A 17,953-nucleotide genomic window follows, 5' to 3' on the forward strand; every position below is an offset into this window, starting at 1 on the left:
GGAAGGTCGCCATCACTCCCAGCCGGACACGCCGTTCGTGTCGCGCAGGATGGCGTGGACGGCGTGCACCTGACCGCCGGACATCTTGATCATATGCATGTCCAGATGCCCGTCCGTCATGAAGTCGAAGATGGTGAGACCGATGGCGATGCCGCGCACCTCGTCGGCCAGGATGACGCGCGGGATGAAGGTGCCGCCGGACCCAGGATCGCCGGCGCTGCAGGATGCTCCGGTGCGGCAAGAGAAGTTGCCACCCCCGTTCTCCAGGCGCTTGCAGGCTCCCGTGACGTCGCAGACGCCGGAGGGGAACGCGCGGAAGTACTTGTCGATCCAGCTCGTCAGCTCTTCCCGGGTGGCCCGCTCGGCCTCCGGGACCTCGTCGTGCCAACCGATCTCGTCCGAGATGGCGATGATCGCGGCGGGATTCGAGGCGACCGCGAACGATGCCGTGTAGTCGCCCGGGCGGACGACGATCGTCTCGATCTCCGTCAGCTCCGATCCTTCCACCTTGATGCGGAGGGCGACGGGAAGATCCCTCCCGCCTTCCGGGATCACCGCCTGAGCGCCGGCGCTGCACGCCTCGGTATCCAGGGCACGCTGCGAATGCTTCACCTCGCCAGCGTCCCTCCAGAAGTCCGTCGCGCCGATCTCGGCCTGCTTGCCGTTTTCGGTGAACTTCACGCCTTCTGCCAGGGGTAGGCTGGAAGGATCCCCGGCAGCGAGGGCAGCGAAGTAGTCGTCCAGGAGGCCATCCAGGAGCTCGCGCGTGCAGTCGCCACCCGGAGCGCCACCCGATGCCGACGTCCCGCCGGTGGCCGCTCCGGATCCACCGCCGCTGGAGGTGCCGCCGCTCGGCCCCGCTCCGCCGGTCGACGTCGCGCCGCCGCTGGCGCCGCCGGATGAGGCGCTGCTGGCCTCTTGCGGCGTGCCGCCGGCGCCTCCCGCGGAGCTCTGGCTGCCCGAGCCCACCGTGCCGCCTGAGGCTCCACCACCTCCGGTGCCGCCCGTGGCGTCACCGTTTTCGCCAGGGCCGCAAGCGCCCAGCGTCAGGGCCAGGGCGACCCCGAGAGAGAGGAATGAGCTAGGGTTCATGCGTTACCTCCGCGCTGGATCAAAGCTCGCCGCCGAGCGTCGGCGGTGTCCAGTCGATGTGGTCCAGGTGGTTGGGTTTGCTGGGCAGGTCCGTGGCGAAATTGCCCGTCGCCGTACCGTTGTTGCCCTTCAGGAACCTGTCGACCATGGCGTTGAGGGATGCAGTGTACTGCGAGCGCCAGCTGCAGTGGCTCCCACCCGCGCCCGTGTAGGCGATGTGGTCTCCGACGCCGAGCGCCTCGAAGATCATCTTGCCGGCGTTGGCGGTGACCCACGCCGAGTTCCGGTCGAGCCCGTTGTACATGGTGCTCGGATTGTCCACGATGTAGAGGCCGCGTGGAGCGATGAGGCCCATCATCTCGTGCATGTCGACGGGCAGCTTGTTCGTGTTGTCGGCCCCAGCGTTGTTGCCCGTGGTGAACTGACCGAGCGCCACCTCCGAAAGCCAGCGGACGTAGCTGATGCCATGATAGGGCCATTCGGAGCCGCTGTAGCTATCGAGCACCTCGACGAGGCGCAGGCCTATCGTGCCCCCGAGACCCGACTCCACCGGGATGGTCAAAGCGATGCGGTTGTCGAGCACGCCGGCGACGAAGGCACCCTTGCCCCAGCGTGAGCAACCCGTCACACCCACCCGGCGTGGATCGATGACGCCGGGGTTCTGCTCCAGGACGTCGAGGACGCGACTGATCTGCCAGGCCTGTGCCGTGAGGTACCCCGCGGGATGGTCCGAACCGTACACGCTGTAGAACGGCCCGTTCTTCGCGCCGCTGGTGCCTTGCGACTCGACCGCGGTGAAGGTGATCGTCGCGACGCCGCTCGGAACTGGCATGCCGCTCAGGCCGCCGTAGCCGATGATCGCCGGGGCGGGCGCAGTCGCCCCGTTCATGTTCACGGTGAGGTTGAACGAGGCGCTGCCGCTGCCATCCTTGACCTCGACCGTGATCCTGCTGTTGCTCACGGTACCGGACACGGCTCCCTTTGCCGGGACGGGCTTGTCGCCGTAGATGAACTTGTAGGCTTGCTGGAGGATCTCTTCGCGCCGGCAGGCCCACTCGCTCTTGCTGGCGATGCGGTTGCCGTCCATCTTCTTGAAGGGGTCCGGCAGCTTCGAGTTCGCCGTGAGCGAGGCGACGCTCGGCATCTGTCCGACGGTGCACCCGGCTCCAGGGTTTTCCACCTCGCCCCACTCGGCGCCCGCGGCGTTGCCGCCGTCGCCGCTGCCCCCGGCACCACCGGTTCCCGGCGCTCCGCCCGTTCCGGCCGGGCCCCCGCCACCGGTGCTGGCTTCACCGGTCGTCACGTCGCCGCCCGTCCCGGTCGGGGTGCCGCCCGAAGAAGAGGACGGTCCACCAGTGCCCGTCGGCGTCCCTCCGGTGCCGGTGCCGCCTCCCGTGCCGACTGCAGAGCTCCCTCCTGGACCGACAGGATCCGACTCGCCTCCGGTGGTGCAGGCGGCAAGCATCCAAGGCAGCGCTGCGAACAAGGCCAGAGAGATCGTGGGATGTGCAGTGCGTAGACGCATGTTGAGCGCTCCTCGTGAGGGGTCGTGAAGCAGGCTCCCGCCGTGGTCGGGCGATGGGATGGCGGACGAGGGCCCGACCCGCGAGTGCCACCGAAGTTATTCCCCACTTTGCCGGTCATCTTCAAGCTGATTTTGTGCTACTTTTCGTAACAGTCATGTGCTGCACGTGCCGCTCAGGTGGACTGTTCTCGGCTCTCGCGAAATGTCGATTCTTGTGGAATGCGCCGGGCGTGCAGCTGGTGCGCTGCTTCGACGGCCTGCCACCGAACGAGCTCTCTGCGTCCTTTTCGATGGCCTCGATCCCTCGGGCCTCCGCTGGTCATCGTCCCTTTCGCCCACGCCCGGGGCCAGCAGCAGGCCGAAGTCGATTCCCTGTTTGACCCTTGATGGCACGATGAAAGAATAATTGCCTTCTGCGCGAAGGTATAAAGACGCACGAACGAGTTCTCGCAGACGTTCGGCGAGTCGCCGATGAAAGATGTATTGTCTGCCCACACCGTGGTGAGTGGCTCGCCGGCACAGGGCGTCCCGCGACGAATGGCAGGGCCGCCGCGCGTCGATTTCGTGAGCCGGGGGACGCGTTCGGGTAGCATCGCGGCCGTGGCCCTGCTGCGTCCGCTCGCCCCGCCGTACGATCCACTCGACTGGGCGAAGCGGCCGTTCCCCGAGCGCGCACGCATGGTCTGCGAGGCGTGGGCGCTGCAGGGCTCCGGCGCGCCGCTCGCCGTCTACGTGCTCCACGCGGTCAAGCTCGCCCTCTATGCCGGCGCCTGGGTCCTGTTCTGCAGCACCTCGCCGAGCCTCGGCGGCCTCTCGACGATCGGCGACTGGTGGCTGCGCCCGCTCGCGTTCCAGAAGGCGATCCTGTGGAGCATGCTGTTCGAGGGCCTGGGCTTCGGCTGCGGGTTCGGTCCGCTCAGCGGACGCTACGCCCCGCCCGTCGGCGGCGCCCTCTACTTCCTCCGCCCCGGCACCACGAAGCTCTCGCTGTTCCCGCGCGCGCCGCTCCTCGGCGGCACGCGGCGCACCCCGCTCGACGTCGCGCTCTACTTCGCGCTGCTCGCCCTGCTCGTGCGCGCGCTGCTCGCCCCCGCGCTCGGCGCCTCGCACCTCGTGCCGATCGCCGCGCTCGTGCCGGTCCTCGCCGTCGCCGATCGCACCATCTTCCTCGCGCTGCGCGCCGAACATTACTGGACCACCGTCGTCGTGTTCGCGGCCACCGCCGACTGGATCGGCGGCGCAAAGGCGGTCCAGCTCGCGCTCTGGTTCTGGGCCGGCGTCTCGAAGCTCAACCACCACTTCCCGACCGTCGTGTGCGTGATGACGAGCAATAGCCCGTTCGCCCGCTTCGCATGGCTGCGGCGGCGCATGTACGTCCGCTATCCGGACGACCTGCGCCCGTCGCGGCTCGCGATCGCGATGAGCCACGCCGGCACAGCGCTCGAGCTCGGCGTGCCCATCGTGCTCGCGTGCTCGACCGGCGAGACGGCGATCGTCGTCGGCATCGCGATGGCGCTCGCGCTCCACGCCTTCATCACGAGCAATGTGCCGATGGGCGTGCCTGTCGAGTGGAACCTGATGGTGGTCTACGGCGTGTTCGCGCTGTTCTGGGCCCACCCCGGCGCGCACCCGTTCGACGTCGGCCCGCCTCAGCTCGGCGCGCTCCTCGCGATCCTGCTTGTCGCTGTTCCGCTCCTCGGCAACATCGCGCCAGGGCGGATCTCGTTCCTGCTCGCGATGCGGTACTACGCCGGAAACTGGCCTTATAGCGTGTGGCTGTTCCGCGGCGACAGCTATCGAAAGCTCGACCGGCTCGTGAAGTCCGCGCCGTGGATCTACGACCAGCTCGACCGGTTCTACGACCACGCCACGTCGGTCGGCCTCGTCGGCAAGGTGCTCGCGTTCCGCCTCATGCACCTCCAGGGCCGCGCGCTGCCGGTCCTGGTGCCGAAGGCGATCGAGGGCCCGCTCCACGAGTACGAGTACCTCGACGGCGAGCTCGTCGCCGGCCTCGCGCTCGGCTGGAACTTCGGCGACGGCCACCTGCACCGCGATGGCCTGCTGCGCGCGATCCAGGACCAGTGCGGCTTCGCCCCAGGCGAGCTGCGCTGCATATTCGTCGAGAGCCAGCCGCTCGGCGGCGCGAAGATGGCGTATCAGATCCACGACGCTGCCTCCGGCCTGCTCGACGCCGGCGAGCTCGACGTGCGCGAGCTGCGCGGGCGCCAGCCGTGGGGCGGGCCCGTGGCCGACGTGGACGCCGTCGTCGTCGGTTCGCGCAGCTGATGGCGATCCTATGGGCTCGATGAGCTTCACCGACGGTTCGCCGCTCGCTTTCATCCTGGCCGCGGTGATCGCCGCGGCCGCCCTGCTCGCCGTGGGGCTCTATATCGCTCACACGCGGCTGGGCGCCGGCAAGCCCGTCATCGCCAGCGCGACGCTCCACGGCGCGGGCCCCTTCACGCTGACCGTCGCGGCGCCGCCCGCGGGCCCGGTGGACCTCTTCATCCGCTACGCCGTGGCCTTCCCCTTCTTCAAGCCTTCGGGAGGGCCGACGAGCCGCACCTTCGGGCTGATCGTCGAGCTCGTTGCGGACGGTCAGGTCCTGACCTTCGGCCACGGGGGGACGCATCCACCGGGGCTCCTCGAGTTCGAAGGACTGGCCCACTACACGACCTCGTTCCGGCCGGGAAACGCCGGCGAGCCCACGCGCTACACCGCTTCTGTGCTGGTGAAGTCTCTCTCGAGCTGTCCACGCACGCTTTCGGGCGTCGTGCGCACTGCCGAGGGCACCACGCTGGCGACCGCAACACTCACGCTGAGGTGAGCGCGGCCCTCAGGGCGCCATCGAGCTCTGCAGGAAGGCGGGGGAGCCCGGCGCACCAGTCGAGCACCTCGGCGAACCGGCGCGTGATGAGGACGCCGAAGAGCGGATCGCGTGCCAGCTTGGCCTGGGTGGTCGCCGGGCTCGAGAGGCCGCAGAGGAAACGCGCCGCCTGGCGAGGATGGCCCAGGGCGCCCGCGTGCGCCGCGCGCAGCGCCGTGAACGCGGCGACGTCGAGCCCCACCGGCATCGGCGGCGCGTGCGCCGGCTCCGGCAGCGTCACGGCGACGCCGGCGCGGCAGAAGGTGCAGCTCCCGCACGCGGCGTCGAGGCGTTCGCCGAAGTACGCGGCGAGCGCCGCGGCGTGACAGCGCGCCGAGGTGAGCAGCTCGATCACCTGCCGCACGCGCCCGATCTCGGCGTCCTCGCGCCGCGCGAAGCGCGCGAGGAGCTCGCCGACGAGGGCGCCCGCGTCGTCCGTCGAGGCGACGCGCACGAAGCGGTGCCGGATGTCCGACGCCTTGAGCTCCGCGAGCCCCTGCCGCTCGAGGTACTCGAGCGCGCGCACCACCCGCTCGCGCGGCTGCTCCAGCGCGGCGGCGGCGGCGGCCGGGTCGACCGCGTACAGGACTCGCCCCTTCTTCGCGTGGCCGAAGAGCGCCTCGAGGAACCGCGCCGGCTCGCCCTTCACCGATGCGATGACCTCCTCGAGCCTGCGGTGGAGCCGCACCTCGTAGCCGGCGTAGTGCGGCGTGAGCTGCCGGACCGCGCCCATCAGCTCGAGGTAGGTCAGCGCGGTGCGGAGCACGAGCGGCCGGACGTCGTGGCGCGTCCCCAGCGCGTGCAGGCCGAGCTCCACCTGGGGCGCGGCGAGCACGGCGCCGACCACCCCGTGGAGCGCGTCCTCGGTCGGCGTGTCGCCGTAGGCGAAGTTCTCGAGGACCGGCAGATCGTCGCCGCACACGAAGACCTCGACCACCGAGTGCGCCTGATCCCTGCCGGCGCGGCCGATCTCCTGACTGTAACTCTCGAGGCTCTTCGGGAGATTGTAATGGTCGACATAACGCACGTCGGGCTTGTCGATCCCCATCCCGAACGCAATGGTGGCGACCACGATGCCGCGGTCGCTCTGCATCCAGTCGTCCTGCACCCGCGCGCGCTCCGTCGCTTCCATCCCGGCGTGGTACGCGCGCGCCGGCAGCCCCGCAGAAGCGAGCTTCTCGGCCACGTGCTCGGCGGTCTTCTGGAGCGTGACATAGACGATGGTGGAGCCGGGCGGCCGGGATCGCAGGCGCTCGATCAGGACCCGGTCGCGCGCGGTCGCGCTCACCGCCGTCGCGCGGAGCTCGAGGTTCGGTCGGTAGAAGCCGGTGATGACCGTGTGCTCCTCGCGGATACCGAAGGTGGCGCAGACGTCGCGCACGACCCCGGGCGTCGCGGTGGCCGTCAACGCGAGCACGCGCGGCACGCCGAGCGCCCGGGCGGTGTCCGCGAGCCTCAGGTAGTCGGGGCGGAAGTTGTGTCCCCACTCGGAGATGCAGTGGGCCTCGTCCACCGCGAAGATGGCGATCTTGAGCTCTTTCAGCAGCGCCATGAACCGCTCGCTCACGAACCGCTCGGGGGCGACATAGAGCAGCTTCGTCTTGCCCGAGCGCAGATCCCTGTGCGCCTCCGCCGCGTCGTCGGCTGACAGCGACGAGTCGAGCCGGACCGCGGCGATGCCGCGCGCGCTGAGGAAATCGATCTGATCCTTCATCAGCGCGATCAGCGGGGAGATGACGATCGTGACCCCGTCGAGCAGGAGCGCGGGGAGCTGGTAGCAGAGCGATTTGCCGCCGCCTGTCGGGAAGACCGCGAGCGCGCTGTGGCCCGAGAGCAAGGCATCCATGACCGCGCGCTGGCCTGGGCGGAGCTCGCGGAAGTTGAACCGCGCCTCGAGGACGTCGAGCAGATCGGGGCCGGATGGTGTGGGCTGGTTCAAGGGGGCATCCTACACCTCGCCCGCGCCGAGGAACACGCCGCCGTCGCGCGCTGCGCGCGACGATCGCGTGGTCCGCCACCGAAGCGCTCGGCGTGACGGCGCCCCGCGGAGCCGACATCACACGGCGCGGCGCTCGTCTCGTCGGTCTGGAGCCCTCGGCACGACGCTCGGCCATGTGAAGGCGAGCTCACCGCCCACCGGCAGCTGGCTCCACAAGGGCGCCAGCTCTTCGAGCCGGACGACGACGCGATCGACTCGCCGGGCGTCTTCGCCCGAGAGCGACTCGCGCGGCGCGGGACGCGAGGCGTCCGGGCGCTGCCCCTGGCGGCGCCTCCAGATCAGGTCGCAGACGGCGGCGAGGCGCTCCGACGTGACCATGTCGTGCTGCCTGCCCTCGTCCGCGTTGCGAAGCGATGTCTCCCGGCGCAGCTGCTTCCGCCGCTCGCGCGCCCGTTCGCGCGGGCTCCGGTCGCCCGGCGCGGCCGAGATAAAGGTGCCGCCGCCGCTCGCGGCACGACCGAAGACGCCCGACGTCAAGCCGAGCTCGGCCTCCACGACGTAGTGCACGAGGTCGTGCGGAATGTGGTCGTCGAACCCAGGCGCCGGATCCATCACCTGGGGCTGTTTGCCGGCGACCTCCACGACGACGGCGTACCGCCGCTCCCCGGTGCGTCGAAAGATAACGTCCATGATGAGACATCAGGATAGCACTTTCGCGTCCGAAGACTGATCGACGATCGTCGCTTTGACGGTGTGGCCGTTGTCCCGGACCACCCTCGTGCCTGCTCACCACGCCGAAGGGCCGGGCGGCCCGACGCGCCCCGTGGCGAACGCGCCGATGGTGGACCAGTGGGCCGTGCACGGGGGCAGCGAGGACAGCGAGGCCACATGGTCGTGGAACTCGGAGATGCGCAGGTTCTCCACGTTCAAGCACTTCGCGCCCTCGGGGCTCCAGATCGCTTCGAGGTGCGTCGGGTCGGCGCCCGGAAGGATGCCCAGCTTGTCGCGCACGACGATCGGCGTGCCCGGGCGCGTGAAGCTGGTCGTGCGCTCCGCGCCGCCCGCGGGGCCCGCGAAGTAGGCCGCGCGCTTCGCGTGCAGGCAGGCGCCGAACAGGAAGCGGCCCTCGTCGGTGCTCGCCGTCTCGGTCCGCCAGGGGGCATATCCCCACGAGAGGCACGTGTCGATGGCCCCCGTCTCACAGCTCATCGTTGTCGCGCTCGCGTCGCGCGTGACGGTGGCGAAGAGCCCGTCGACCCTGCTCTCCCCCGCGAACGACGCCCGGAGATCGACGCCGGCCGCGCTGCAGTGGCGGCGCCACCTGGAGGCGCTCGGATCGGCCCCGGCGGGGACCACCCGGTATTTGACGTTGTACCGTCGGAACCAGGAGCGCGGCTCCGGATCCGGCGGCGGAGGCGGCAGCGGCGCCGGGCCCGGCGGCTCCACCATCAGCTCGTAGCGGAAGAACAGGCCCCCGGGGCCGGCCACCTCGAGCTTGAACGACGAGAGCGCCGCTCCCCGGACGGGCGGGAACACAACGCCGTCGAGCGCGACCTCGATCTCGAGCTCCATCCCGACGGCGCGCACGCTTCGCAGCGCGACCGGCCGAAAGGCCGCCTCGCCGGGCAGCATGCGCGACGCGCTCACGGTGGACGAGTACACCGCGGTGGGGTTCGTCGCGCTGCGGAACTCGAGCTTGACGCTCCCCCCGGCGTTGACGAACCGCTCGGGGCAAAAGGACGGCACGCCTTGATCGTTGAGAAAGCAGTAGGTGCTATCGCTGGCCGCCGCCACGTAAATACCCGGGCCATTGCTGCCAGGGCGCTTCGTGGGGTCATAAGGCAGCAGCGCCCTGAGATCGGGGATCTCGTAGGTCGTGTCCCCCTCGGCGCCTCCCGTCGCCGCGCCGGGCGGCAGCGCGTCGGCGGATTCGCCGGCGCCGCCGGCCTCGATCCCGGACGGGGGCGCGTCCGGCGCCGCCTGCGCTGCGTCTTCGGGATCCCCCGCCTCGGGCAGCGCGCAGGCGCCGCACGCGCCCGCTGCCAGGAGCGCCAGCATCGATCGCGCGCGCCACGCCCCCGAGACGCCTCCGGCGGCCCGCACGCCGCGCCCACGTTGCTCGCCTCGCCAGGTTCCGTTCCTCATCGGTAGTCCTCCTCGTCGCGCTCGTCGTGCTCGCCGCCCTTACCACCCCCGGGACCGCGGCTCCTTCTGGACGCGGGCACCCGTGCTCCGACAGCCCCGCGGGGACGCCCCGGGGTGGGAGGCAGGATGCGGCCCTCCGGCCCCGGGCGCCGCCTTCACTCGCAGCTCGGCGGGCGGATGGTCGTGCCGCCGGCGGTGACGCTGAAGGGCGGTCGATTCGGGCTGAAGGGCTTCGCGTGGTCGTCGCAGGCCTCGACGCCGAAGAGCGCTCGCGCCGCGCCTGCGCCGAAGGCGTCTTCGCACTGCTGCATCGCCTGGCTCACCGCCCTGGCCTCGGCGCCGATGGCGCTCGTGTCGACGCTGCCGTCGGGGTTGAAGCGAATGTCGGTCACGTGGTTCACGCTCGTCAGGCTGGTCTGCGTCGAGACAGGGGCGCACACGAGGCTGAGCTGGGCCTCGACGCATTTCGCCTGCGCCGCGTTGAACCCGCTGGCGCGCAGGGTGCTCGAGTACGAAGCCGGGTCGGCGCAGACGTTCGACGGGTAGGGGAAGCCGGAGACCGCCCGGCCCGTCAGGCAGATGTTCACGGCCGGGCGCGCGCCGCTCGGCCCATCGGCCGCGCAAGGCGGCGGCGTCGGCGGGTTCGGCGCCGTGTCGGCGAGGCAGGTGTCGACGTCGACGGGGAAGCTCGAGAAGGCGCCGTCGAGCGGCAGGTGCGACTGGACGTTCGGCTGCGTCAGGGGCGCGCCCGTGCCGGAGCCGGTGCCCATGCGGAAGCGGTTCGCCTCGGGCCAGTCGCCCGTCGTCGTCTCGGCCAGCGTCCCGCGGGTGTTGACGATGGGCACCTCGAAGCCGAAGGGCCCGAAGCGCAGGTGCAGCTTGATGGCCGCCGAGTACGTCGCGTTCACGAAGCCGCGGGGGGTCACCGAGAGCACCGTGACGGGCTGCTGGTTCTCGAGCGCGACCGCATCGCGCAGCACCTGCTCCTGGCCGCCGTTGACCCCGAGCCCGCCGGAGACGTCGAGCCACATGGCGAAGATGCCGATGTCGAACCCGGCGCCCGCCGTCAATACCGACTCCATGCCGGCGCTGTGCCGCACCGTGAAGGTGTGATCATCGTCCTGGATCATGCGCGCGAGCATCGGGTTCGTGACCGGCATCAGGCCCATGTCGCCCGCTCCCGAGGGCGACAGCAAGAACCAGCGCAGGCCCGACGCCGGCGCGACAGGCGTCGGCGTGGCGGCCGTGCCCGAGCCGAGCATCATCGGCATGTCGCCCCACGACACAGGGAAGGGCGTGACGATCGAGCCGATGGGGGCCATCGGCCGCGGCGTCAGGCCGAAGGGCAGCGTGCCCGAGGTGTGACCGAGCAGCCGTTCGTTCGGCGTGCTCAGCGTGCCGATGTCGGCGCGCGCGTTGAGCTCGAGGTTCACGTGCACGACGCCGATATCGAACAGCGGGAACCTGACGGGGTCGGGCCGCACGACCGCCCGTCGCGAGACCACCGCGTCGGCGTGCGTCACGGTCTGGAAGCGCCGGCGGAAGGCGCCTGTCGTCGAATCGAGCGACGCGTCGTTCACCACCTCGCCGTCCGCGCTGACGAAGGCGAGCGGCGCGCGCATCTCGCCGAAGCCCGGCAGTCCCATGTTGCCGATCGGCGTCAGCTTGCCCCCCGCGAGGATGGGCACGACGAACGCCTGCGCGCCGTCGTTGGCGCCCGAGCCGGTGAAGCGCTCGGGCCCGTCGAGCACCACCGTCGGCTCCATGACGAGCAGGTCCACCGTGTGGCCGAAGAGCTTGAGCTCGGCGAGCGCCCTCCGGCCCATCGACCGCTTGCCGCGCGCGCTCTGCTGGCGTTGCACCTCGCGGGCCGCGCAGTACAGGCGCGCGCCTCGCTGGCGCGCCTCGCCGAACAGGCGCGGGTCTGGATAATTGAACGTGCCTGTCTTCTCGATCGAGCGCTTCAGCCAGCGGGCGCGCGCGGCGGTGAAGCCGTCGAAGTCCTGCGTCACGCTGGCCGAGAGTCCCCCGGGGAACATCGCCCTGAAAGCGGCCAGCGTCGCCGTGGCGTCGGCCTCGTCGAGCGCGGCGGCGACCTTCGCGTCCGCGCTCGCGAGCGCCTCGTCGAGGTGCGTCCTGAGCGCCGGAGGCGCCGAGAAGGGGTCGGTCGTGGCCGCGTTGCGCCAGCCTGCGCGGTCGCTCGTCGGCCCGGCCGCGAGGTTCGCTCCGTTCGAGAAGCTCGCCAGGCGGATGGCGCTCGTTGTCGTGTCGCTGATCGGCGTGCTCGCCGGCGTCGCGCTCATGCCGGCCGCGGGCAAGGTCGCGCTCGCGGTGGCGGGGCCGGCGACCGGCGAACCCACGCTGACGATCGGTTGCTCACCGACGCCGGTGTCGTCCGGCGCTTCCGGCGCGGGCTCCGCGTCGGCGAGGCACCCGGCCGCGAGCGCGCCGAGCGCACCCAGGACGACAGGAGACAGGACCGAGCTGCGGCGGGCGCGCATGTGCACATGATTCGACATGATTTCCTCCTGAGCTGGCTCGCGACACCTGCGCGCGGCGCGGCGTCGTCGATGGATGGCCTCGCGCCCCCCGCTCAGGGGGCGCGGCGTGGTGGCCTCGACCCGGCCACCGCGGAAGTCGGTGCCGCCGCGCGCGGCGTGCTCCGCGGACGCGGCGGTCTTTCGCGACGGCCTTTCGCGATGGCCTTTGGCAAAGGTCTTTAGCGAGGCGCGTGCCAGCCGCTCTGCCTCCGGCCCGGATCCAGCGCGGGCCCGCGCGCGCCGCCGCGGGACGCTGCGCCTCGTGTCGCCCCTCGGAGCGCCAGCCCCGGGCACCGGCTCGGGCACCGCTGTGGGCACACCCGTCGGCGCCGGGCACCTATACTGACCGTGGGATGACGGACGACGGGTCGACCCTGCAGCCGAGCGGGCATCGCGCCTCGAGCAGCGGCGGGCCCGCCGCCGCGCCGGGCCTCGTCCGCGTCTTCGGCGCCGGGGTGACCCTGGCCAGCGCGCTGCCCTTCGAGGGCGAGGCGCTCGAGCTCGGTCGCGGCTCGGCGGCGCTCGGCGAGGCGAAGGACCCTCGCATGTCGCGGCGCCATGCCCGCTTCCGCTTCGATGGGCGGCGCTTCTGGGTCGAGGACCTCGGCAGCCAGAACGGCACCTTCGTCGACGGGGAGCCGCTGCCGGCGGGGGCGCCGCGCGAGGCGACGTGCGTCGTGCGCCTCGGCGATTCGCTCTTCGTGCCCTCGATCGACGTCGGCCCCCTGGCGCGCCAGGGCGTCGTGGCGCGCCAGGGGTTCGTGCGGGGCCCGGCGATGCAGCGGCGGCTGGCCGAGGCGGCGCGCGCCGCCGAGCTCGGGCTCTCGCTGCACATTCGCGGCGAGAGCGGCACCGGCAAGGAGGGTGTCGCCCGTGCCTTTCACGAGGAAGGCCCGCGCGCCGCCGGGCCTTTCGTGCCTGTCAACTGCGCCTCCATCCCGCAGGGCATCGCCGAGCGCCTGCTCTTCGGCGTGCAGCGCGGCACCTACTCGAGCGCCAACGCCGACGCGCAGGGGTATCTCCAGGCGGCCGAGGGGGGCACCCTCTTTCTCGACGAGATCGGCGAGCTCGACCTCGAGGTGCAGGCCAAGCTCCTGCGCGCGCTCGAGACGCGCGAGGTGCTCGCGCTCGGCGCGTCCAGGCCGAAGAAGGTCGACTTTGCCTTCTGCTCGGCCAGCCACCGCGACCTGCGCGCGCAGGTCGCGAGCGGGCGGTTGCGCGAAGACCTCTACTTTCGCCTGGGGCGCCCCGCCGTCGAGCTGCCGCCCCTGCGGCGGCGCCTCGAAGAGATGGCCCTCTTGATCGAGCAGCAGGTGCGGCAGCTCGCGCCCGAGCTGGGGCTCCACGTTTCGCTTGTCGAGGCGTGCCTGCTGCGGCCCTGGCCGGGCAACGTGCGCGAGCTCCTTGTCGAGGCGCGCGCCGCCGCCCAGAGCGCGCTCATGCAGGGGGCCTCGCGCGTCGAGGCCGCGCACCTCAGCCCGAGCGCCGGCGCCCTCTTCGAGCCCGACCCGCCCTCCGGCGCCCCGCCCGCCGGAAGCCTAGACAGCGCGCCTGCCGCGCCCCGGGCGCGCCGCGCGCTGCCCTCGCGCGCCCCCCCGCTCGACGCCGCCGAGCGCGCCCGCATCGAGGCGGCGCTGCGCGAGCAAGGCGGCAACGTGCGGGCCGCGGCGCGGGCGCTCGGCATGCACCGGACGCAGCTTCGCCGGCTCATCGAGCGACACGGCCTCGGGGCATCGACGGGCGCCGGCGAGCCCGACGACGCGCTGGGCTCTGTCGACGAGAGCTCGTCCTAGCCCTGACCAGGCCTCACCTCGACACCTGCACGCTGCGCTCGACGTCGGGGAGGCCAAGCTCCATGAGATCGCCGAGACGACCGACGGTACGTGGGACGAGGTGAAGCAGGGCGCCGACCACGTCGGAAGCGACCTCGAGGGGCGTGTACGACGCCTCGAGAATCCAGGAAGGAGGGCTGACCATGTCATGGTTCACAGCATGGTTCGGTTACGGCCTCGGCCGGGGAGCGGCCAAGGCCATCTTCAGCGAAGACAAACCGGAGGCAGTGCGCCCGCCGATCCGCGAGCAGACCGAGGCGGAGATCCGCGCCGACGAGAAGCGTTACGACGAGGACGCGAAGCGGCTCGACAGGGAGGACAAGGCGGCGAAGAGACGCAGCTCCGGCTGAGGGACGAGCGCCTGCTCGACCGGGCGCGACCCGCATAGGTCGGATCTGACACCGGCCGGAACGGCATTACGCTTCGTGTCATGGAGCTGCGCCACACCACGATCCACGGGCACGACATCGCCTTCCGCCGGGAAGGCCGGGGCCCGCTCTTGGTGCTCATCCATGGCATGGCCGGGAGTTCGGCGACGTGGCGGCACGTGATCCCCGCGCTCGCCCGGCGGTTCACCGTCGTCGCGCCGGATCTGCTGGGCCACGGCGCCTCCGCCAAGCCGCGGACCGACTACTCGCTCGGCGCGTATGCGAGCAGCATCCGCGATCTCATGGCGGCGCTCGGACACGACCGCGGCACCCTCGTCGGGCACTCGTTCGGTGGCGGCGTCGCCATGCAGACGGTCTACCAGTTCCCCGAGTGCTGCGAGCGGCTCGTCCTCGTCGGCAGCGGCGGCCTCGGGATCGAGGTGAACGCGCTCCTGCGGGCGCTGAGCCTGCCCGGGGCCGAGCTGGCGCTGCCGATCGGCTGCCGGCCGCTCTCCCGCGCGCTCCTCCGCTTCGCTCTCCGCCCGGAGCGCTTCCCCGCGCGCGCCGCCCTGCGCTTCCTGGAGCGGCGCGGCCGGCGCCCCGGCCCGGTGCTCGTCGAGTTCGTCAACTCCTGTTCATCGCTCGCGGACGCGGACGCCCGGCGCGCGTTCGTCCAGACCCTGCGCTCGGTGATCGACCGCGCCGGCCAGCGCGTGAGCGCGCACGACCGGCTGTACCTGACGGCGGAGGTGCCGACGCTGATCGTGTGGGGGACCAACGACCCGGTGATCCCCGTCGCCCACGCCCGCGACGCGCATGCATCGATGCCGGGCAGCCGCCTCGATCTCTTCGACGCCGTCGGGCACTACCCGCATTGCGAGGATCCGGAGAAATTCGTGCGCGTGCTCGAGGGGTTCGTGGACACGACGGAGCCGGCGCGGGTCTCCGCGCAGCGGTGGCGCGAGCTCCTCACGCGCGGGCGCGCGGCGTGACGGCGACGCGCCTTCGCTGGCCATGTCGGGGCGCGATCACACGACGCACGACGCTAACAGTAGGAGCCCATGGAGCCCCGAGGTGGGAGGCATCGATGCGTCGGCTGCACGCCTTGAAGCTGGCGGGATGGAAGCGGCGGTTTTCACGCGCCGGCGCCTGGTCGAAGGACGTGCTCGTCTGCCTGGATCGCACGAGGGTCCTCGGCCTCGCCGCCGAGACGGCGTTCTGGCTATTTCTCTCGCTCGTGCCGCTCGCCGCTGTCGCGGGTCTCCTTGCCGGGCGCTTCTCGACGAACAACTGGAGCGCGGTCGTGCAGCTGTTGAGCCCGCTCCCGGCGGCGGCCCGCCAGCTCGTCAGCGCCGAGCTGATCAACCTCGCCACCTGGAACGAGGGTTCGGCGGGCGTCGCGAGCACAGCTGTCTTCATCTGGCTCGCCTCGAGCGGCGTGCACTCGATCTTCGACTCCCTCGAGATCGGGACCGGGATCTCGCGTCCCTGGTGGAAGAAGCGCCTGCTCGCCATCGGCATGTGCATCGTCCTGCCGGTCGCGGTTGCTCTCCTCGCGTCCCTGGGCCCCGCGCTCCAAGGCGCGATGGGTGGGCTTGGGCGGTGGATCCCGCCGCTGCGGGCGACCGAAGCCCCGACCCTGGCGAGCCGCCTTCTCCGCTTCTGCGTCAGCACGGGGATCGTCCTCGCGTACGTCTGTGCCCTGTACCGGGTCGGCATCCCGCCCCGGGCCCGGCGTGGCGTGCCGATCCTCCCCGGTGCGCTGCTCGCCGTCGCGCTCGAGATCCTGTTCGGCTTCGCCTATGCGTTCTACATCGCCAAAGCGGGAGATGGCGGCGCCTACCTGGCGGGGCTCGCGGTGATCGGCGTGACCATGATCGGCCTGTACTTGTTTACGGCAGCGCTCCTCGTGGGGGCGGTGGTGAACCGGAAGCTTGCGCGCGGCGTCGAGACCTGCCCCGGGGCGGCAGCCAGGAGCACGATGGACGATTGAGCGTCGATCTCGCCACCTCGATCACCTCCGAGCCTCGCCCTCCGTGCGCGTCCCCTTCGTCTCCGCCACGTAGATCCGCAGCGTCGAGATCGCCAGCGCCATCACCAGCGGCCCGAGCAAGAGCCCGAACAGCCCGAACGTCTCCACCCCACCGAACAGCGCGCCGAACGTGAAGAGCGCTGGCATGCTCGAGCCCCGGCCCACGAGCCGCGGGCGGATCACGTAGTCGGAGACGCCCCCCACCACCAGCGCCCCCCACGCGAGCTCGACGATCCCCATGGCGATGTGGTGCGTGAGGATCAGGTACACGCCCGCCGGCACCCAGACGAGCAGCGTGCCGACCGCGGGGACCAGCGAGGCCACCGCCGTCGCGGCGCCGAAGAACGCCGCCTCGGGCACCCCCGTGATGAGGTAACCGATCGTCGCGAGAAACCCTTGCGCGATTCCGGTGAGCACCGTGCCGAGGAGCGTCGTCCGGCCGACGACACGGAACTCGTCGAGCAACGCGCGTGTGTGGCGTGGGTGCAGCGGGAGCACGTCTTCCGCGCGGCGCGCGAGCGAGGTCCAGTGCCGAAGGACGAAGTAGGTGGTCATCGACACGAAGAAGAAGCCGAGCAGCGCGCTGAAGCTGGCCGAGGCGACGAACGCCGCGATGCCGGCGGCGCGGGCGGCGAGCTCGGCCGCGGCGTCGCGCAGCCGGGCGGCAAGATCGTCGGCGCGGAGCCCGAGCGGTTCGAGGCGCCGGGTCCACTCCACGACGAGCTCACGGGCCGGGGCCCCGGGGGAGAGCGCGGCGATGAGCTCCCCCGCCAGCACCACGCCCCGGCCCACGAGCAGCGACGAGATCCCGGCCAGCACCGCGACGATCACGATCGACGACAGCCCGACCGCGATCGCCGCCGCCACCGCGGGTCGACGCCCGCGCGCCCGCATCCGCTCGTAGAACGGCTGCATCGTGAAGGCGTTGAGCGTGCCGAGGAGGATGCCGATCCCCACCGGGTGGGTGATCCACACCATGGCCGCGACCGCGGCGATCGCCAGCGCCGCGAGCGCCCGTCGCTCCCGCGCGGGCTCCGGAGGGGCCGCCGGCAGGACCGCGGTGGGAGGCGGCTCCGGCGCGCGCATTTCCGAGGACGGGGGCGGCCCCGAAGCGTCGGGCGGGAGGGGGTCGGCCATCACGTAGGTCTCCGCGGTTCGACGTGGTGATCGTCGTCGTGGTCCGTGCCTCGTCAAGACGCCCGAGGCCCTCCGCTGCACGCGGTGAAGCTCGGGTTCGAGCCTTGCGCACGACAGATGTCGGACGAGCTCGCCTCCCTGCCCGTCGCCACGAGCATCGAGGACGTCGTGCGGACGATGCGCGAGCACGGCGCCGGCGTGTCCCCTCGTCGACGACGACAACGGACACGCACACCGAGCAGGGAAGGCGCATCGCAGTGGTCCCGCGCATGCAACGGTCGCCGCGGCAGGGCCGGTCGGTGAAGTGAACGCCCGGCCAGGTGACGAGGGTGCACGAGACCACGAAGAACAACGCACCCGTCTTCCAGGACGAGGTGAAGAGGGCGGACGGATCGGAGACCCCGGTGCAGGTGGCCCCGGATGGCGAGCTCATTGAGCGGAGACGCGATTGAGCGCGCAGGGCGACGCCGCGCCGGC

14 protein-coding genes are annotated in these 17,953 nt (G+C 71.5%); 6 read left to right on the top strand and 8 right to left on the bottom strand.

Annotated features, from left to right (window positions below; translation table 11 throughout):
• Positions 1–12 precede the first annotated feature (12 nt).
• Both WMF45_RS50305 and WMF45_RS50310 read right to left on the bottom strand, forming a co-directional pair.
• Positions 13–1,092: a hypothetical protein gene (locus tag WMF45_RS50305; protein WP_437714510.1), complete on the bottom strand. Its 1,080-nt coding sequence runs from the start codon at positions 1,090–1,092 to the stop codon at positions 13–15.
• Between the two features lie 19 nt (positions 1,093–1,111).
• Positions 1,112–2,395 carry a glucuronyl esterase domain-containing protein gene (locus tag WMF45_RS50310; RefSeq protein ID WP_437714512.1) on the bottom strand — a complete coding sequence of 428 codons (1,284 nt, stop codon included), beginning with the start codon at positions 2,393–2,395 and terminating at the stop codon, positions 1,112–1,114.
• 822 nt (positions 2,396–3,217) lie between these two features.
• On the opposite strand from WMF45_RS50310, the gene WMF45_RS50315 reads away from it, so the two are divergent.
• Both WMF45_RS50315 and WMF45_RS50320 read left to right on the top strand, forming a co-directional pair.
• Complete coding sequence (locus WMF45_RS50315; RefSeq protein ID WP_437714514.1) at positions 3,218–4,903, top strand: DUF3556 domain-containing protein; 1,686 nt, start codon at positions 3,218–3,220, stop codon at positions 4,901–4,903.
• 19 nt (positions 4,904–4,922) lie between these two features.
• On the top strand, positions 4,923–5,444 hold the full coding sequence (locus tag WMF45_RS50320; RefSeq protein ID WP_437714516.1) for a hypothetical protein: 522 nt from the start codon (positions 4,923–4,925) through the stop codon (positions 5,442–5,444).
• On the opposite strand, the gene WMF45_RS50325 is transcribed toward WMF45_RS50320, so the two are convergent.
• The 4 genes from WMF45_RS50325 to WMF45_RS50340 form a co-directional block, all read right to left on the bottom strand.
• Positions 5,431–7,422 carry a RecQ family ATP-dependent DNA helicase gene (locus WMF45_RS50325; protein ID WP_437714518.1) on the bottom strand — a complete coding sequence of 664 codons (1,992 nt, stop codon included), beginning with the start codon at positions 7,420–7,422 and terminating at the stop codon, positions 5,431–5,433. The two genes, WMF45_RS50320 and WMF45_RS50325, sit on opposite strands and share 14 nt — an antisense overlap.
• Before the next feature lie 117 nt (positions 7,423–7,539).
• On the bottom strand, positions 7,540–8,112 hold the full coding sequence (locus tag WMF45_RS50330) for a hypothetical protein (protein WP_437714519.1): 573 nt from the start codon (positions 8,110–8,112) through the stop codon (positions 7,540–7,542).
• A gap of 96 nt (positions 8,113–8,208) precedes the next feature.
• Positions 8,209–9,567, bottom strand: coding sequence for an ADYC domain-containing protein (locus WMF45_RS50335; RefSeq protein ID WP_437714521.1), 1,359 nt, complete (start codon positions 9,565–9,567; stop codon positions 8,209–8,211).
• Between the two features lie 155 nt (positions 9,568–9,722).
• Entirely contained in the window at positions 9,723–12,086 is a 2,364-nt protein-coding gene (locus WMF45_RS50340; RefSeq protein WP_437714523.1) for a hypothetical protein, read from the bottom strand.
• Between the two features lie 374 nt (positions 12,087–12,460).
• Here WMF45_RS50340 and WMF45_RS50345 point away from each other — a divergent pair, with 374 nt between their 5' ends.
• Positions 12,461–13,900: a sigma 54-interacting transcriptional regulator gene (locus WMF45_RS50345; RefSeq protein WP_437714525.1), complete on the top strand. Its 1,440-nt coding sequence runs from the start codon at positions 12,461–12,463 to the stop codon at positions 13,898–13,900.
• A 13-nt stretch (positions 13,901–13,913) separates the two neighbouring features.
• Here the strand turns inward: WMF45_RS50345 and WMF45_RS50350 are convergent, their stop codons facing one another.
• Positions 13,914–14,084, bottom strand: a complete 171-nt coding sequence (locus WMF45_RS50350; protein WP_437714527.1) for a hypothetical protein — start codon at positions 14,082–14,084, stop codon at positions 13,914–13,916.
• Between WMF45_RS50350 and WMF45_RS50355 the strand changes: the two genes are divergently transcribed.
• From WMF45_RS50355 to WMF45_RS50365, 3 genes are all read left to right on the top strand, one after another.
• Positions 14,083–14,289, top strand: coding sequence for a hypothetical protein (locus WMF45_RS50355; RefSeq protein WP_437714529.1), 207 nt, complete (start codon positions 14,083–14,085; stop codon positions 14,287–14,289). The genes WMF45_RS50350 and WMF45_RS50355 overlap by 2 nt on opposite strands.
• Before the next feature lie 80 nt (positions 14,290–14,369).
• The gene (locus WMF45_RS50360; protein ID WP_437714531.1) at positions 14,370–15,299 is read left to right on the top strand and encodes an alpha/beta fold hydrolase; all 930 of its coding nucleotides are present in this window, start codon (positions 14,370–14,372) and stop codon (positions 15,297–15,299) included.
• Between the two features lie 95 nt (positions 15,300–15,394).
• Complete coding sequence (locus WMF45_RS50365) at positions 15,395–16,300, top strand: YihY/virulence factor BrkB family protein (RefSeq protein ID WP_437714533.1); 906 nt, start codon at positions 15,395–15,397, stop codon at positions 16,298–16,300.
• A gap of 21 nt (positions 16,301–16,321) precedes the next feature.
• Here WMF45_RS50365 and WMF45_RS50370 read toward each other — a convergent pair whose 3' ends face one another.
• On the bottom strand, positions 16,322–17,476 hold the full coding sequence (locus WMF45_RS50370) for an AI-2E family transporter (protein WP_437714535.1): 1,155 nt from the start codon (positions 17,474–17,476) through the stop codon (positions 16,322–16,324).
• Positions 17,477–17,953: the final 477 nt, after the last annotated feature.

The sequence above is a fragment of the Sorangium sp. So ce448 genome (assembly GCF_051520915.1).
GTDB classification, from domain to species: domain Bacteria; phylum Myxococcota_A; class Polyangia; order Polyangiales; family Polyangiaceae; genus Sorangium; species Sorangium cellulosum_B.

Coding starts and splice junctions, on each gene's coding strand:
- WMF45_RS50350 (WP_437714527.1), bottom strand. CDS start 14,084: ATGGTCAGCCCTCCTTCCTGGATTCTCGAGGCGTCGTACACGCCCCTC.
- WMF45_RS50305 (WP_437714510.1), bottom strand. CDS start 1,092: ATGAACCCTAGCTCATTCCTCTCTCTCGGGGTCGCCCTGGCCCTGACG.
- WMF45_RS50370 (WP_437714535.1), bottom strand. CDS start 17,476: ATGGCCGACCCCCTCCCGCCCGACGCTTCGGGGCCGCCCCCGTCCTCG.
- WMF45_RS50340 (WP_437714523.1), bottom strand. CDS start 12,086: ATGTCGAATCATGTGCACATGCGCGCCCGCCGCAGCTCGGTCCTGTCT.
- WMF45_RS50365 (WP_437714533.1), top strand. CDS start 15,395: ATGCGTCGGCTGCACGCCTTGAAGCTGGCGGGATGGAAGCGGCGGTTT.
- WMF45_RS50320 (WP_437714516.1), top strand. CDS start 4,923: ATGAGCTTCACCGACGGTTCGCCGCTCGCTTTCATCCTGGCCGCGGTG.
- WMF45_RS50345 (WP_437714525.1), top strand. CDS start 12,461: ATGACGGACGACGGGTCGACCCTGCAGCCGAGCGGGCATCGCGCCTCG.
- WMF45_RS50360 (WP_437714531.1), top strand. CDS start 14,370: ATGGAGCTGCGCCACACCACGATCCACGGGCACGACATCGCCTTCCGC.
- WMF45_RS50355 (WP_437714529.1), top strand. CDS start 14,083: ATGTCATGGTTCACAGCATGGTTCGGTTACGGCCTCGGCCGGGGAGCG.
- WMF45_RS50330 (WP_437714519.1), bottom strand. CDS start 8,112: ATGGACGTTATCTTTCGACGCACCGGGGAGCGGCGGTACGCCGTCGTC.
- WMF45_RS50335 (WP_437714521.1), bottom strand. CDS start 9,567: ATGAGGAACGGAACCTGGCGAGGCGAGCAACGTGGGCGCGGCGTGCGG.